General features: G+C 57.3%; 9 protein-coding genes. 7 read left to right on the plus strand and 2 right to left on the minus strand.

Annotated features, from left to right (window positions below; translation table 11 throughout):
* Nucleotides 1-34 precede the first annotated feature (34 nt).
* The 5 genes from purL to glnB all read left to right on the plus strand — a co-directional run bounded on the left by purL (nucleotide 35) and on the right by glnB (nucleotide 8441).
* Complete coding sequence (purL, locus tag IBT54_RS15245; RefSeq protein ID WP_201252408.1) at nucleotides 35-3922, plus strand: phosphoribosylformylglycinamidine synthase; 3888 nt, start codon at nucleotides 35-37, stop codon at nucleotides 3920-3922.
* A gap of 562 nt (nucleotides 3923-4484) precedes the next feature.
* Nucleotides 4485-5912 carry a HAMP domain-containing sensor histidine kinase gene (locus IBT54_RS15250; RefSeq protein ID WP_061063128.1) on the plus strand — a complete coding sequence of 476 codons (1428 nt, stop codon included), beginning with the start codon at nucleotides 4485-4487 and terminating at the stop codon, nucleotides 5910-5912.
* 3 nt (nucleotides 5913-5915) lie between these two features.
* On the plus strand, nucleotides 5916-6584 hold the full coding sequence (qseG, locus tag IBT54_RS15255) for a two-component system QseEF-associated lipoprotein QseG (RefSeq protein ID WP_107320023.1): 669 nt from the start codon (nucleotides 5916-5918) through the stop codon (nucleotides 6582-6584).
* On the plus strand, nucleotides 6584-7918 hold the full coding sequence (gene glrR, locus IBT54_RS15260; RefSeq protein ID WP_061063753.1) for a two-component system response regulator GlrR: 1335 nt from the start codon (nucleotides 6584-6586) through the stop codon (nucleotides 7916-7918). The genes qseG and glrR overlap by 1 nt, the downstream gene beginning before the upstream one ends.
* Nucleotides 7919-8102: 184 nt before the next feature.
* A complete protein-coding gene (gene glnB, locus IBT54_RS15265) occupies nucleotides 8103-8441 on the plus strand; it encodes a nitrogen regulatory protein P-II (protein ID WP_003848647.1) in 339 nt (112 codons plus the stop codon).
* 280 nt (nucleotides 8442-8721) lie between these two features.
* Here glnB and hmpA read toward each other — a convergent pair whose 3' ends face one another.
* Entirely contained in the window at nucleotides 8722-9906 is a 1185-nt protein-coding gene (gene hmpA / locus IBT54_RS15270) for an NO-inducible flavohemoprotein (protein ID WP_201252409.1), read from the minus strand.
* A gap of 327 nt (nucleotides 9907-10233) precedes the next feature.
* On the opposite strand from hmpA, the gene glyA reads away from it, so the two are divergent.
* Both glyA and IBT54_RS15280 read left to right on the plus strand, forming a co-directional pair.
* A complete protein-coding gene (gene glyA, locus IBT54_RS15275) occupies nucleotides 10234-11487 on the plus strand; it encodes a serine hydroxymethyltransferase (RefSeq protein WP_201252410.1) in 1254 nt (417 codons plus the stop codon).
* 443 nt (nucleotides 11488-11930) lie between these two features.
* Complete coding sequence (locus IBT54_RS15280) at nucleotides 11931-13079, plus strand: 3-phenylpropionate MFS transporter (RefSeq protein ID WP_201252411.1); 1149 nt, start codon at nucleotides 11931-11933, stop codon at nucleotides 13077-13079.
* On the opposite strand, the gene csiE is transcribed toward IBT54_RS15280, so the two are convergent.
* On the minus strand, nucleotides 13061-14329 hold the full coding sequence (gene csiE / locus IBT54_RS15285) for a stationary phase inducible protein CsiE (RefSeq protein WP_107320019.1): 1269 nt from the start codon (nucleotides 14327-14329) through the stop codon (nucleotides 13061-13063). The two genes, IBT54_RS15280 and csiE, sit on opposite strands and share 19 nt — an antisense overlap.
* Between the last annotated feature and the right edge of the window lie 142 nt (nucleotides 14330-14471).

The raw sequence follows: 14471 nt of genomic DNA on the forward strand, positions 1-14471 counted from the left end.
AGCGTCGCCCGGCGCCCTGACGAGAGACTTATTAATGGAAATTCTGCGTGGTTCGCCCGCCCTGTCGGCATTTCGTGTAAACAAACTGCTGACCCGCTTTCAGGACGCTCATCTGCCGGTGAGTGATATTTACGCTGAGTACATCCATTTTGCTGATGTCAGTACGCCTTTAACCGCTGACGAACAGAGCCGCCTGCAACGCCTGCTGAAGTATGGTCCCTCTCTCGCTGAACATGCCCCACAGGGACGTCTGCTGCTGGTGACACCACGTCCCGGCACCATTTCGCCCTGGTCATCCAAAGCCACCGACATTGCTCATAACTGCGGCCTGCCGCAGGTACGTCGTCTGGAACGCGGTCTGGCTTTTTATGTGCAGGCTCCGCAACTGACAGAAGCGCAGTGGCAGACGCTGGGTACACTGCTGCACGATAGGATGATGGAAACGGTCTATAGCGATCTGGCCCAGGCTGAGCAGCTGTTTGCGCACCATACGCCGCAGCCGGTGAAGAGCGTCGATCTGCTGGGTGAGGGCCGTCAGGCGCTGATTCAGGCAAATATCTCGCTGGGTCTGGCGCTGGCAGACGATGAAATTGACTACCTGGTGGCGGCATTTACCGCGCTGGGCCGCAATCCCAACGACATTGAACTCTATATGTTTGCGCAGGCGAACTCTGAGCACTGTCGTCACAAGATCTTCAACGCCGACTGGATTATCGACGGCGAGAAACAGCCGAAGTCGCTGTTTAAGATGATCAAAAACACCATGGAGCAGACGCCGGACTTTGTGCTCTCTGCTTATAAAGATAACGCCGCCGTGATGGAAGGGTCAGAGGTTGGCCGCTTCTTTGCTGACGCCGGCGAGAGCGAATACCGCTGGCATCAGGAAGCCGCGCACATCCTGATGAAGGTGGAAACGCATAACCATCCAACGGCCATCTCGCCGTGGCCAGGCGCCGCGACCGGTTCCGGTGGTGAGATCCGTGATGAAGGCGCAACCGGACGCGGCTCCAAGCCCAAAGCGGGCCTGGTTGGATTCTCGGTTTCTAACCTGCGCATCCCTGGCTTTGAACAGCCGTGGGAAGAGGATTTCGGCAAACCGGCGCGCATCGCCAGCGCACTGGAAATCATGACCGACGGGCCTCTGGGCGGCGCTGCGTTTAACAATGAATTTGGTCGTCCGGCGCTGAACGGCTACTTCCGTACCTATGAAGAGCAGGTCACCAGCCACAACGGCACCGAGCTGCGCGGCTATCACAAGCCGATTATGCTGGCGGGCGGCATCGGTAACATCCGTGCCGATCATGTGCAGAAAGGCGAAATCACCGTCGGCGCGAAGCTGGTGGTGCTGGGTGGACCGGCTATGAACATCGGCCTGGGCGGCGGCGCAGCATCCTCCATGGCCTCGGGCCAGTCGGATGCCGATCTCGACTTCGCCTCGGTTCAGCGTGATAACCCGGAAATGGAACGCCGTTGCCAGGAAGTGATCGACCGCTGCTGGCAGCTGGGCGATGAGAACCCGATTCTGTTTATTCACGACGTAGGCGCGGGCGGCCTTTCCAACGCCATGCCGGAGCTGGTTAGCGATGGTGGCCGCGGTGGCCGGTTTAACCTGCGTGACATCCTGAGTGACGAGCCAGGCATGAGCCCGCTGGAAGTCTGGTGTAACGAATCACAGGAACGTTATGTGATGGCCGTCGCACCCGATCAGCTGGCACAGTTTGAGGCGATCTGCCAGCGCGAACGCGCTCCGTTCGCGGTGATTGGTGAAGCGACCGAAGAACTGCACCTGAGCCTGGAAGATAGTCATTTCGATAATAAGCCAATCGACATGCCGCTTGACGTGCTGCTGGGCAAAACGCCGAAAATGACGCGTGATGTGGTGACACAGCAGGCACAGGGGACCGAACTGCAGCGCGACGGCATTACGCTGGTCGATGCGGTGAATCGCGTGCTGCATCTGCCTGCCGTAGCGGAGAAAACCTTCCTGATCACCATCGGTGACCGCAGCGTGACCGGCATGGTAGCGCGCGATCAGATGGTCGGCCCGTGGCAGATCCCGGTTGCCAACTGTGCGGTGACTACCGCCAGCCTCGACAGCTACCACGGCGAAGCCTTTGCCCTGGGCGAACGTTCTCCGGTTGCGCTGCTGGACTTCGCGGCGTCGGGCCGTCTGGCGGTGGGTGAAGCACTGACTAACCTGGCGGCAACGCAGATTGGTTCGCTGAAACGCGTGAAACTCTCGGCTAACTGGATGTCTGCAGCCGGTCATCCGGGCGAAGATGCCGGTTTATATGCGGCGGTGAAAGCGGTCGGCGAAGAGCTTTGCCCGGCGCTGGGGATCACTATCCCGGTCGGTAAAGATTCGATGTCGATGAAAACCCGCTGGCAGGAAGGCACCGAACAGCGTGAGATGACCTCACCGCTGTCGCTGGTGATTACCGCGTTTGCTCGCGTCGAAGATGTTCGTCGTACCGTCACGCCACAGCTGCAGGCTGATCAGGATAACCTGCTGCTGCTGATTGACCTGGGCAACGGCGCGAATACGCTGGGCGCAACCGCGCTGTCGCAGGTCTATCGTCAGCTCGGCGACAGACCTGCCGACGTGCGTGATGCCACACAGCTGGCGGGCTTCTTCAATGCGATTCAGGCGCTGGTGGCTGAGCAGAAACTGCTGGCCTACCACGACCGCTCTGACGGCGGTCTGTTGGTGACGCTCGCCGAGATGGCGTTTGCCGGTCACTGCGGTATCGACGTTGATATCGCCTCGCTGGGCAACGATGCGCTGGCTGCTCTGTTTACCGAAGAGCTGGGTGCGGTGATCCAGATCAATGCCGCCGATCGCGCGGCGGTTGAGCAGATCCTGGCGGATCACGGCCTTGCCGCCTCGACGCATCTGTTGGGCAGCGCACAGCCGGGCGATCGCTTTGTGATCCGTGCCGGTGACAGCGCGGTTTACAGCGAAAGCCGTACCACGCTGCGCACCTGGTGGGCGGAAACCACCTGGCAGATGCAGCGCCTGCGTGACAACCCGGCGTGTGCCGATCAGGAGCATGAAGCGAAGAAGAACGACAGCGACCCTGGCCTGAATGTGAATCTGACCTTCAATCCGCAGGAAGATGTGGCGGCGCCGATGATCGCTACGGGCGCACGTCCACGCGTCGCGGTGCTGCGTGAGCAGGGCGTGAACTCACACGTCGAGATGGCCGCCGCCTTTGACCGGGCTGGCTTTACCGCCATTGACGTTCACATGAGCGATCTGCTGGCCGGACGTCGCGGCCTGGAAGAGTTCCAGGCGCTGGTGGCCTGTGGCGGCTTCTCTTACGGTGATGTGCTCGGTGCCGGTGAGGGCTGGGCGAAATCGATTCTGTTCAACCCGCGAGTACGTGACGAGTTCGAAACCTTCTTCCACCGTCCGCAAACCCTGGCGCTGGGCGTCTGCAACGGTTGCCAGATGATGTCCAACCTGCGCGAACTGATCCCGGGCAGCGATCTCTGGCCGCGCTTCGTGCGTAACCAGTCTGAGCGCTTTGAAGCACGCTTTAGCCTGGTCGAGGTGGCCGCCAGTCCGTCACTGCTGCTGGACGGCATGGCCGGTTCGCATATGCCTATCGCGGTTTCGCACGGTGAAGGCTTTGTCGAAGTCCGTGATGCGACGCATCTGGCAGCGCTGGAGTCGAAAGGGCTGGTGGCACTGCGCTTTGTCGATAACTTCGGCAAGGTGACAGAAACCTATCCGGCTAACCCGAATGGTTCTCCTAACGGCATCACCGCCGTGACCAATGAAAGTGGCCGCGTCACCATTATGATGCCGCATCCGGAGCGCGTGTTCCGTACCGTCAGCAACTCCTGGCATCCGGCCGAGTGGGGCGAAGACAGTCCGTGGATGCGCATTTTCCGCAATGCGCGCAGACAGCTGGGTTAATTTAATCCACTGAAATGAACAGGAGGCCAGCGTGCCTCCTGTTCTTTTTTGCGCCGTTGTTGGCAAATGGCGACAACAGAGTCATTGCACTGTCGCTTTATGGCGACATTTATCTCGTTGATTTTTAATGTGTGCTTATCAGACTGGTTTTAGTGTCGCCTTACGGAGACAGACAGCCTGTGCTGATATAAGGTTTTTTGCGACAGTGAGCGGGTGGGCCTGCTCAATTTGCTGAAAAATATAATGATTTATTTTCTGGCATGGAACTTGCTATACTCATGCAGCTGCTCATTCACCTGTTTATGATTGCCCCGCTTAGCGGATAAGAGCTCATAAAGCCCGAATGACGCACCAAACGGAGCCTGCCGTCCACCTGACCGATAATCGCTTGCGTTATCAAACACCGGACGTAACGTTGAGTAAGGCTCCACCCATTCTTACGCGATGCACTACGCGTCGTGCCAGCGGCAGGCCATTGAGCCTGCCGTTTTCTTTTGTTCCCCTTTCTTCCGCAGACAGAGTCCGCTAGCATCCAGACAGCGAATCTTAAGGAAGCGGCTGCGTGAAAAAATGGCGTTTATTTCCCCGTTCTCTGCGTCAGCTGGTGCTGATGGCGTTTGTCCTGGTGCTGCTGCCCCTGCTGGTACTGGCCTGGCAGGCGTGGGAAAGTCTCTCTGCGTTAAGCGAACAGGCTGCGGACACCAACCGCAATACCTTTACCGATGTACGCAGAAGTGAGGCGATGGCGCGAACGGCAGTTGAGCTGGAGCGTAGCTATCGCCAGTACTGCGTGCTGGATGATGCCTCGCTGGCGCGCCTCTATCAGACTCAGCATACCCGCTACAGTCAGATGCTGAGCTCACACAGCGCCAGCCTGCCCGAACTGCCCGCATTCCAGACCTTACAGGCGACACTGCCGCTGCTGACGCCACTGAAATGTGACAATGGCAATCCGGTGCCGGTTGCCGCAGAGGCGCTGGATCGCTTTTCTGCGACCAATGCGCAGATGGTGCAGGACACGCGCGAGGTGGTCTTTTCGCGTGGCTTACAGTTGCAGCGCGAAATTGCCGATCGGGGCCAGTTTTTTGGCTGGCAGGCGCTGATTCTGTTTATCATCAGTCTGGCACTGATGACGCTGTTTACCGGCATGATTATCGGTCCTGTTAAGCGTATTGAACGGATGATCAACCGGCTTGGCGAAGGGCGGGCACTGGGTAACAGCGGGACATTTCGCGGTCCGCGCGAATTGCGATCGCTGGGACAGCGCATCGTCTGGCTCAGCGAGCGGCTTCAGTGGCTGGAATCGCAGCGTCATGAATTTCTTCGCCATCTCTCTCACGAGCTGAAAACGCCGCTGGCCAGCCTGCGTGAAGGCACGGAACTGCTGGCGGACGAAGTCGCCGGCTCGCTGAATGCCGATCAAAAAGAGGTGGTCACTATCCTCGACAGCAGCAGCCGTCATCTGCAGCAGCTGATTGAACAGCTGCTCGATTACAACCGCAAACTGGCGGATGGCCCGATCGCGCTGGAGCCGGTCAGCGTGGCGGAGATTGTGGAAGATGTCGTTAACGCACATGCGCTTTCGGCCCGCGCCAAACTGATGCAGACGGTCGTCGATCTTAAGGTCAGTCACTGCCTGGCAGAACCGATGTTACTGATGCGGGTCATCGATAACCTCTATTCGAACGCCGTGAACTACGGCAGCGAATCCGGTACCATCTGGCTTCGCAGTCAGCAGCAGGGCGATCGGGTCTGGATTGAGGTCGCGAATAGCGGCTCACCGATTCCGCCTGAAGAGCAGGCGATGATTTTTGAACCGTTCTACCAGGGCAGCCAGCAGCGTAAAGGGCCGGTGAAAGGCAGCGGGCTGGGATTGAGTATCGCCAAAGATTGCCTGCGCCGGATGCAGGGCGACCTGACGCTGGTCTCCTGCGAGCAGGCTGACGTCTGTTTTCGAATTGAACTGAACACCACAGCCGGGAAAGTCTGACTGATGAAATATTTACCCGCTTTGCTGTTGAGCACGCTGACTACGCTGCTCCTCAGCGGATGTACGACCTCCCCGGCCACCTCTTCTTTGCCGTCAGGCCATCAGGTGGCGGAACCCGAGGTCAGAATCGCTGATTACCTGGCGACCCGCTGCAGTGACCTGTGGCCGATAGAAAATAGTACGGCGCTGGGTAACACCCTCTACTGGATGCGGGCGATCGACTGTGCCGAACGTCTTTCTCCCGCGGAGGCCCGTGCCGAAGCCCATCGCTGGCCGGCTGAAAACTGGTCTCGCGCCTTCAAGCAGGGCGTACTGATGTCCAACGGCAACGTGACGCCTGTTGAACGTCGTCGCTATGTTGAAACTCTGGATCGCTACAGCAGCGATTTCCCGCAGTCCGTGCGCCCGCTGATTCAGCTGTGGCGCAGTAATCAGACCGCGCAGCTTGACCTCAGTGAAGCGCGCACCCGTTATGCCCATCTGCAGCAGAGCAGTGATACGCAGCTTGAGGCGATACGCCAGCAGATGGTGAAACAGCAGCAGCAGCTCAGCGACACGCAGCATAAGCTGGAGCGGCTGACTGACATCGAGCGCCAGCTTTCATCACGCAAAGCTCCGGATGTGTCTGACAGCGGTCACGGCACGGCACTCCCGCAGGATGAGGAGCAATGATGGTGAGACAAGCGGCAAAATTGCTGCTGGTGGATGACGATCCCAGCCTGCTGAAGCTGCTGGGCATGCGTCTTCGCAGCGAAGGATATCAGGTCACTACTGCGGCCAGCGGACCTGAAGCGTTGCGTCTGCTGCAGAAAGAGAAAATCGAGCTGGTGATCAGCGATCTGCGGATGGACGAGATGGACGGTCTGGCGCTGTTTGGCGAAATCCAGAAGCGCCACACCGGTCTGCCGGTGATTATCCTGACGGCGCACGGCTCCATTCCGGACGCGGTCTCTGCCACGCAGCAGGGCGTCTTCAGCTTCCTGACCAAGCCGGTGGACAAAGATGCGCTCTATAAAGCCATTGATGAGGCGCTGGCACAGCAGGCGCCGGTCAGCGATGACCGCTGGCGCGAAGCGATTGTCACCCGCAGCCCGCTGATGTTGAAGCTGCTGGAGCAGGCGCACATGGTGGCGCAGTCCGACGTCAGCGTGCTGATTAACGGTCAGAGCGGCACCGGTAAAGAGATGCTGGCGCAGGCAATTCACGCCGCCAGCCCGCGTAACGGCAAGCCGTTTGTCGCCATTAACTGTGGCGCACTGCCGGAGCAGCTGCTGGAATCAGAGCTGTTCGGTCACGCTAAAGGGGCGTTTACCGGCGCGGTCAGTGCCCGTGACGGTTTGTTTAAAACCGCTGGCGGCGGCACGCTGTTCCTGGATGAGATTGGCGATATGCCGCAACCGCTGCAGGTGAAATTGCTGCGGGTGCTGCAGGAGCGTAAGGTCAGGCCGCTGGGTAGCGATCACGATATTGAGATCGACGTGCGCATCATTTCAGCTACCCATCGCGATCTGCCAAAGGCGATGGAGAAGAAGGAATTCCGTGAGGATCTCTTCTATCGTCTGAATGTGGTGAATCTGAAGATTCCGGCGCTGCATCAGCGCACCGAAGATATCCCGCTGCTGGCTAATCATCTGTTACGTCAGGCGGCAGAAAGGCATAAACCGCAGATTCGCAGTTTTTCTGTCGATGCGATGAAGCGTCTGATGGCGGCCAGCTGGCCGGGCAACGTGCGTCAGCTGGTGAACGTGATTGAGCAATGCGTGGCACTGAGTTCATCGCCGGTGATTAGCGATGCGCTGGTGGAGCAGGCCTTAAGCGGCGAGAACAGCGCGTTGCCGACCTTTGCTGAGGCGCGCAATCAGTTTGAGCTGAACTATCTGCGTAAGCTGTTGCAGATGACCAAAGGCAATGTGACCAACGCCGCACGTCTGGCCGGGCGTAATCGCACGGAGTTCTATAAGCTGCTGTCCCGGCATGAACTGGACGCCAGTGATTTCAAAGAGTAGCGGGGGCGGCGAAGTGATACCGGGAGGTTGACTGATCAGGCCCGACGCAGAATGGCTGCAGTCAGCACAATCTGACAGCGCTTGCGGCAACCTGAAGAAACCCGGATATTACCGCCCGACAGCGCCAGTAACATTTATACTTGATAAACCCTCTGACCATGGAGGGAGTGAAAAAGGGTCTGACATGAAAAAGATTGATGCGATTATCAAACCATTCAAACTCGATGATGTTCGTGAAGCCTTAGCGGAAGTGGGCATCACCGGGATGACCGTGAGTGAAGTAAAGGGCTTTGGTCGCCAGAAAGGGCACACTGAGCTGTACCGCGGCGCAGAGTATATGGTCGATTTTTTACCTAAAGTGAAAATCGAGATGGTGGTGGGCGACGATATCGTTGATACCTGCGTCGAGACCATTATGCGCACGGCGCAGACCGGCAAAATCGGTGATGGTAAGATCTTCGTCTTCGACGTGGCGCGCGTAGTGCGTATCCGTACGGGTGAAGAGGATGAAGAGGCGATCTGATAACCTCTTTATCAGCATAAAGAAGCCCGCGCTGCGGGCTTTTTTTATGCTGGGACTTGGTGAGGTTGGCTTTGAAACCGAGCCCGCTCCGGGAACACGGTCAGATCGGAAAGACGCAAAACCCGCCATCCATGGCACGCTCGGCCCGCGACGTCCTGTCGCGGGACGCTTTCCTCCTCTGCCCGTGTTCCCTTCGCTTTAGACTTATGTGCGGCTGCCTGGTTTACATTGGATTTGTTGGCAATTTAAACACGCGCTGCGAGCTTTTTTTATGGCTCAATCACATACCTTTGTGCGGACCAAAGAGTTCGTAATGGATGTGTGAATCTGCCACACCGGCATCACGCAGTTGCGCTACCACATGTTGCATAAAAGGCAGGGGGCCACAGAGATAGAAGTGGGTGTCAGGTAAGGTGAGCCGAGCTGAAAGCGCGGTGATATCCATCAGACCCTGCGCGTCATAGCGACCGGCATCTTCAGCCGCGGGATCGCGGTACCAGACATGACTGACGAAATCGGCGAGCTGTGCGCCTGTGTCACGAACTTCCGCGCTAAACGCATGCTGTTTACCGTTCTCTGCGGCGTGCAGCCAGCTGACCGGCGCGCGGTGCTGGCTTGCTGCCAGCGCATGGAGCATCGCCAGCATCGGCGTCTGACCCACGCCTGCGGAAATCAGCGCGACTGGCGTGACAGGATCGACCTTAAGGAAGAAGTCGCCGTGCGGTGCGGCGAGCATCAGTTCATCACCCACCTTGCCATTCTGATGCAGCCAGCCGGAGACGGTGCCCTGCGCTTCACGTTTCACCGCGATGCGATACGCTTTGCCATTGCTGAGATGCGTCAGCGAGTACTGACGAATCTGGTGATGTTCGAAGCTGGCAGGCTGCAGGTGGACTGTCAGATACTGACCGGGCTTAAAGGCGGCGACCGGGCCGCCATCTACCGGCGTAAAGGTAAAGCTTTTAATCACATCGCTCTGCTGCGCAATTGCGCTGATGCAAAACGCCCGGGTGCCGCGCCAGCCGCCGGTTTGCTGCTCCGTGGCCTGATAAATTTCCTCTTCGCGATTGATGAATACGCTCGCCAGTACGCCGTAGGCTTTGCCCCATGCCGCCAGCGCCTCTTCGCCTGGATCCAGCAGCTCTTTAATGGTTGCCAGCAGATTTTCACCGACGATGGCGTACTGCGCAGGCTGGATATTCAGGCTGGTATGTTTCTGCGCAATCTTTTCCACCGCAGGCAGCAGCGCCGCCAGATTCTCCAGATTCGCGCCATAGGCACAGATGGCGTTGAACAGCGCTTCACGCTGATCGCCGTTGCGCTGGTTGTTCATGTTGAAGACGTTTTTGAGTTCCGGATGCTGCGACAGCATGCGGTCATAGAAGTGGGCCGTAAGCTTTGGGCCGCAGGCAGCGATGGCAGGCAGGGTCGATTTAACGGTAGCGATGGTGTGGGCATCAAGCATGGAATTAGCCTCTCAGATAAACATGTATTTTAAATGCATCTTATGGCCGCTCCGTCTACGGTGTAAATAACCCAATGAACTTTCTGGTTGTCTGAGTGGCAACTTTTTAGTGCATCATGAAAAACCTTCGTCACAGTCTGAAGAAAAATCGTGGCGTCTGAACGGGGTAAAAAGGTGTAAAAATGCCGAGCCAGCAGCCAGCCAATCGTTTGCGTAAAAAGAGGCGGTTCACCCTACCTTCACCTGTTAAAACGGTTTACACTGTGGGCCTTCGCCCCTGAAGGGGGGTAAATACCGTCAGAAAGTTAGCTGAGTCAGGAGATCCGGATGTTAAAGCGTGATATGAACATTGCCGATTACGATGCCGAGTTGTGGCAGGCAATGGAGCAGGAGACAGTGCGTCAGGAAGAGCACATTGAACTGATTGCTTCTGAAAACTACACCAGCCCGCGTGTTATGCAGGCGCAGGGTTCTCAGCTCACCAATAAATACGCTGAAGGCTATCCGGGCAAACGCTACTACGGCGGCTGTGAGTACGTTGATATCGTTGAGCAACTGGCGATCGACCGTGCAAAAGAACTGTTTGGCGCTGATTACGCTAACGTGCAGCCACACTCTGGTTCCCAGGCTAACTTCGCGGTTTACACCGCGCTGCTGCAGCCGGGCGATACCATCCTCGGGATGAACCTGGCGCACGGTGGACACCTGACTCACGGATCACCGGTTAACCTCTCTGGCAAACTCTATAACGTAGTGGCTTACGGTATCGATGAGACCGGTAAAATCGACTATGACGAACTGGCTGAACTGGCGAAAACCCACAAGCCAAAAATGATCGTTGGCGGGTTCTCGGCGTACTCCGGCGTCTGCGACTGGGCAAAAATGCGCGAAATCGCGGATAGCGTAGGTGCATGGCTGTTTGTCGATATGGCACACGTTGCTGGCCTGATTGCCGCAGAAGTCTATCCAAGCCCGATTCCACATGCGCACATCGTGACCTCCACCACCCACAAAACGCTGGCGGGTCCGCGTGGCGGCATCATTCTGGCGAAAAACGGCGATGAAGATTTCTATAAGAAACTGAACTCTGCTGTCTTCCCTGGCGGCCAGGGCGGTCCACTGATGCACGTTATCGCCGGTAAAGCAGTTGCCTTTAAAGAGGCGATGGAGCCAGAGTTCAAAATCTACCAGCAGCAGGTGGCAAAAAACGCCAAAGCGATGGTAGAAGTGCTGATCGAGCGTGGCTATGACATCGTGTCTGGCGGCACCCATAACCATCTGTTCCTGATCGATCTGGTGAGCAAGAACCTGACCGGTAAAGAAGCCGATGCGGCGCTGGGCCGTGCCAACATCACGGTTAACAAGAACAGCGTGCCAAACGATCCGAAAAGCCCGTTTGTGACGTCCGGTATCCGTATCGGTACACCAGCAGTTACCCGTCGTGGCTTCAAAGAAGCAGACGTGCGTGAGCTGGCTGGCTGGATTGCCGATGTGCTGGATAACATCAATGACGAAGCAACCATTGAGCGCACCAAGAAGAAAGTGCTGGATATCTGCAGCCGTCTGCCGGTCTACGCTTAATCGCTAACCTGTTGTGAGACAGAATAAAAAGGATGGCATCTGCCATCCTTTTTTATTGCCTAAAAAACGAGTGCGAAAAAGCTGCAAGACCTGAGTTGTTCAGGAAACACGGTCAGATCGGAAAGTCGCTAAAGCCAATCCCTGGCCGCCCGGCCCGCGCAATTACACACCTCATCCCTGAGGTGTGCCCGTAACCGGGCCAACGCTTTGCGTTGTTTAAAAACGCTCCCGGCATTTTTGTCCATGGCGCGGGACGCTTTCCTCCTCTGACCGTGTTTCCTGCGCGTTAAAACTTAGAGGTAGCGGTAAGAGGCGCTCTGATTTGAACTGGTTAGTGCTCTGAAAGGATGGCATCTGCCATCCTTTTTTATTGCCTGTCCCGCGGCGCTCTGCCAGAGTAGCGCCCACTCATGCTGCGAGGCAGCACACTTGCTGGAGGGAATATGGCAATCGGCTCCGCCAGATGGCTCGGATTGGGCTACTTCACTTACTTCTTCTGTTACGGCATCTATCTGCCATTCTGGGGCGTGTGGCTGAAAGGCACCGGCCTGGATGCTGAGAAGATTGGCCTGCTGCTTGGCTGTGGTATGGTCGCGCGCTTCGTCGGTAGTCTGCTTATCGCTTCTCAGGTTAAGAATCCCGGCCGGTTGATTACGGCGCTGCGTCTGCTGGCGTTGATGACCTGCCTGTTCGCCGCCGGTTTCTGGGTAGGTGAGCAGTGGATGTGGCTGCTGACTGTGATGATCGGCTTTAATCTCTTCTTCTCGCCGCTGGTGCCGCTCAGTGATGCGCTGGCCGCGACCTGGACACAGCAGATTGGGCTGGCGTACGGGCCGGTGCGGCTGTGGGGATCGCTGGCCTTTGTAATCAGCTCGGCGTTAACCGGCGTGCTGGTCAGTGCTTACTCCTCTCAGGCTATTCTGCTGCTGCTTTCCGTTGGTGTCATCGGCATGCTCGCTGGCATGATGCTGAGACCGGCCACCCAGCCACAGGGTCATGAGCGTCAGAGTGCTGCGGGCGGCGGCTGGCAGGAATGGCGTGATTTGCTGCGTGAAAATGCAGTATGGCGATTTATGCTCTGCGTAACGCTGCTGCAAGGCGCGCACGCTGCCTATTACGGCTTCAGCGCTATCTGGTGGCAGGAGAGCGGCTACTCCGCCTCGACGGTGGGTTATCTCTGGTCGCTGGGCGTAGTGGCGGAAATTATCGTGTTCGCTCTGAGCAGCCGCCTGTTCCGCCGCTGGAGCGCGCGTGACCTGCTGCTGCTTTCAGGCATCTGCGCGCTGATCCGCTGGGGCCTGCTGGGAGCCAGCACCGCGTTGCCGCTGCTGATTGTGGCGCAAATCCTTCACTGTGGCAGTTTCACCGTCTGTCATCTGGCGGCGATGCGCTTTATCGCGGCGCGGCAGGGGGCGGAAGTGATCCGGCTACAGTCGCTCTATTCCGCGCTGGCGATGGGCGGGGGTATTGCAGTAATGACCATGATCTGCGGCGTGCTGTTCGCGCATCTGCAGGGGCATCTTTTCTGGGTGATGGCACTGGTGGCCCTGCCCGCACTGTTCCTGCGTCCCGGCTACGACTCCAGTAAATAACGAATGCGCTGCTGATGGTGCAGCGTCAGCGGCAGTTCCGCATGCACCAGCGGCGGAGAGAATAAGGGCAGCGAAGTCGGGTAGGGCGAAATGATGATGTCGACATCCCGCGGCGCGCCGTCCCGCTGAAACTGCTTTACGTCCAGGTAGGAAATATTGACAGGCAGCAGCGTGATCTCCCGGATCTGCTGCTCCACGTCCTGCTCCAGATCGGCATCGTCGCCGGTCAGGATCAGGACCTGTTTCTCCTGCAGCGCACTCTCCTGCATCAGCCAGGCACCAAATATAATGGTGACTAAACTCACCTCTTCCGGCGTAAAAGTAATGTTGTAATGCTGCTCAAAAGCCTGCAGGGCCTGCTGAGTGGTGCGCAGCAGGCGTGGATAGAGGCGGCTGACATCCAGTGCGACGCTATTGTCGATACCGATAGTAAAGTGAGTGCGATCCAGCGCCTGCGCCAGATGCGGGTAGAGCTGGTGCAGCAGTTCTTCGCGGTCAGCAAAAGTGATTTCGGCGCAGGCTTCAAAGTCATTGATCAGTTGCTGCGTCGCGTTCATCAACTGCTGTTCAGCAGGATGGGTAATTGCGTCCACGACCGGCGTATGAATCTGGCTGAACAGCAGCGTCCAGAAGTCGATTTCACTGACGTGCGGGGCAAGATGGCAGCGTTTTCGCCAGTGATGTATCACATCTTCGGCGGCCTGCCGCTCAGGCTTCTGCTGAAGCCAGAGAGACTGCGCCTCACTGAACAGCACCGGCTGACGCTGGCACAAGCCATACTTCATAAATATCTGCAGAAAAAGCCGGTCGCGTTCGCTGAAATCACGCTTCAGACGCAGGCTGCAGTGCTGAATCAGCGCCTGTAAATTGGTCTCATCCCACAACGCTTTTTCAATCTTCATGACCTTCAGGCGCTGACGCAGCGGCGTGGCAAAATGCTGGCAGACAAAGTCCTGCGATAAACGCAGACTGCGTCGCAGGTTGTGCAACAGACAAAGGCGCCGGTCCAGCTCTGTACCATGAAGACGAAAGCTGCCATCCACCATCTGATGCAATTCCAGCTGGTGATATCGCTGTATCTCAAGGCCTACATCCGCGATATCCTGTCGGGCAACGGCAGGATCGATGCCATTCAGCTGGCAGATTTTTTCAAGCGTAAGCACGGGTGCGGGCAGAAACAGCAACAATAAAAGATGGCACTGACGCTGTGAACGGGTGAAGAGTGGTGCCAAAGGGGTAGCAGAACTCATCAATCAGATTTCCAGCAGGCTAATTTGAGCTAAGCGTAGTCAACCCGGTCAGCGCCCGCGCGGTTTACGCGGTTTATTTGCCGGAGGTTTAAGGCGGGTCACAAAATTTTGTTACTTATAGATTCTTTTCATCAGGAACGTT

The organism is Pantoea sp. S62 (assembly GCF_016658625.1).
Taxonomy (GTDB): domain Bacteria; phylum Pseudomonadota; class Gammaproteobacteria; order Enterobacterales; family Enterobacteriaceae; genus Pantoea; species Pantoea vagans.

Bases quoted from the DNA above. Each gene is read 5' to 3' on its own strand.
- purL (WP_201252408.1), top strand. From the start codon at position 35: ATGGAAATTCTGCGTGGTTCGCCCGCCCTGTCGGCATTTCGTGTAAAC.
- qseG (WP_107320023.1), top strand. From the start codon at position 5,916: ATGAAATATTTACCCGCTTTGCTGTTGAGCACGCTGACTACGCTGCTC.
- glrR (WP_061063753.1), top strand. From the start codon at position 6,584: ATGGTGAGACAAGCGGCAAAATTGCTGCTGGTGGATGACGATCCCAGC.
- glnB (WP_003848647.1), top strand. From the start codon at position 8,103: ATGAAAAAGATTGATGCGATTATCAAACCATTCAAACTCGATGATGTT.
- hmpA (WP_201252409.1), bottom strand. From the start codon at position 9,906: ATGCTTGATGCCCACACCATCGCTACCGTTAAATCGACCCTGCCTGCC.
- glyA (WP_201252410.1), top strand. From the start codon at position 10,234: ATGTTAAAGCGTGATATGAACATTGCCGATTACGATGCCGAGTTGTGG.
- IBT54_RS15280 (WP_201252411.1), top strand. From the start codon at position 11,931: ATGGCAATCGGCTCCGCCAGATGGCTCGGATTGGGCTACTTCACTTAC.
- csiE (WP_107320019.1), bottom strand. From the start codon at position 14,329: ATGAGTTCTGCTACCCCTTTGGCACCACTCTTCACCCGTTCACAGCGT.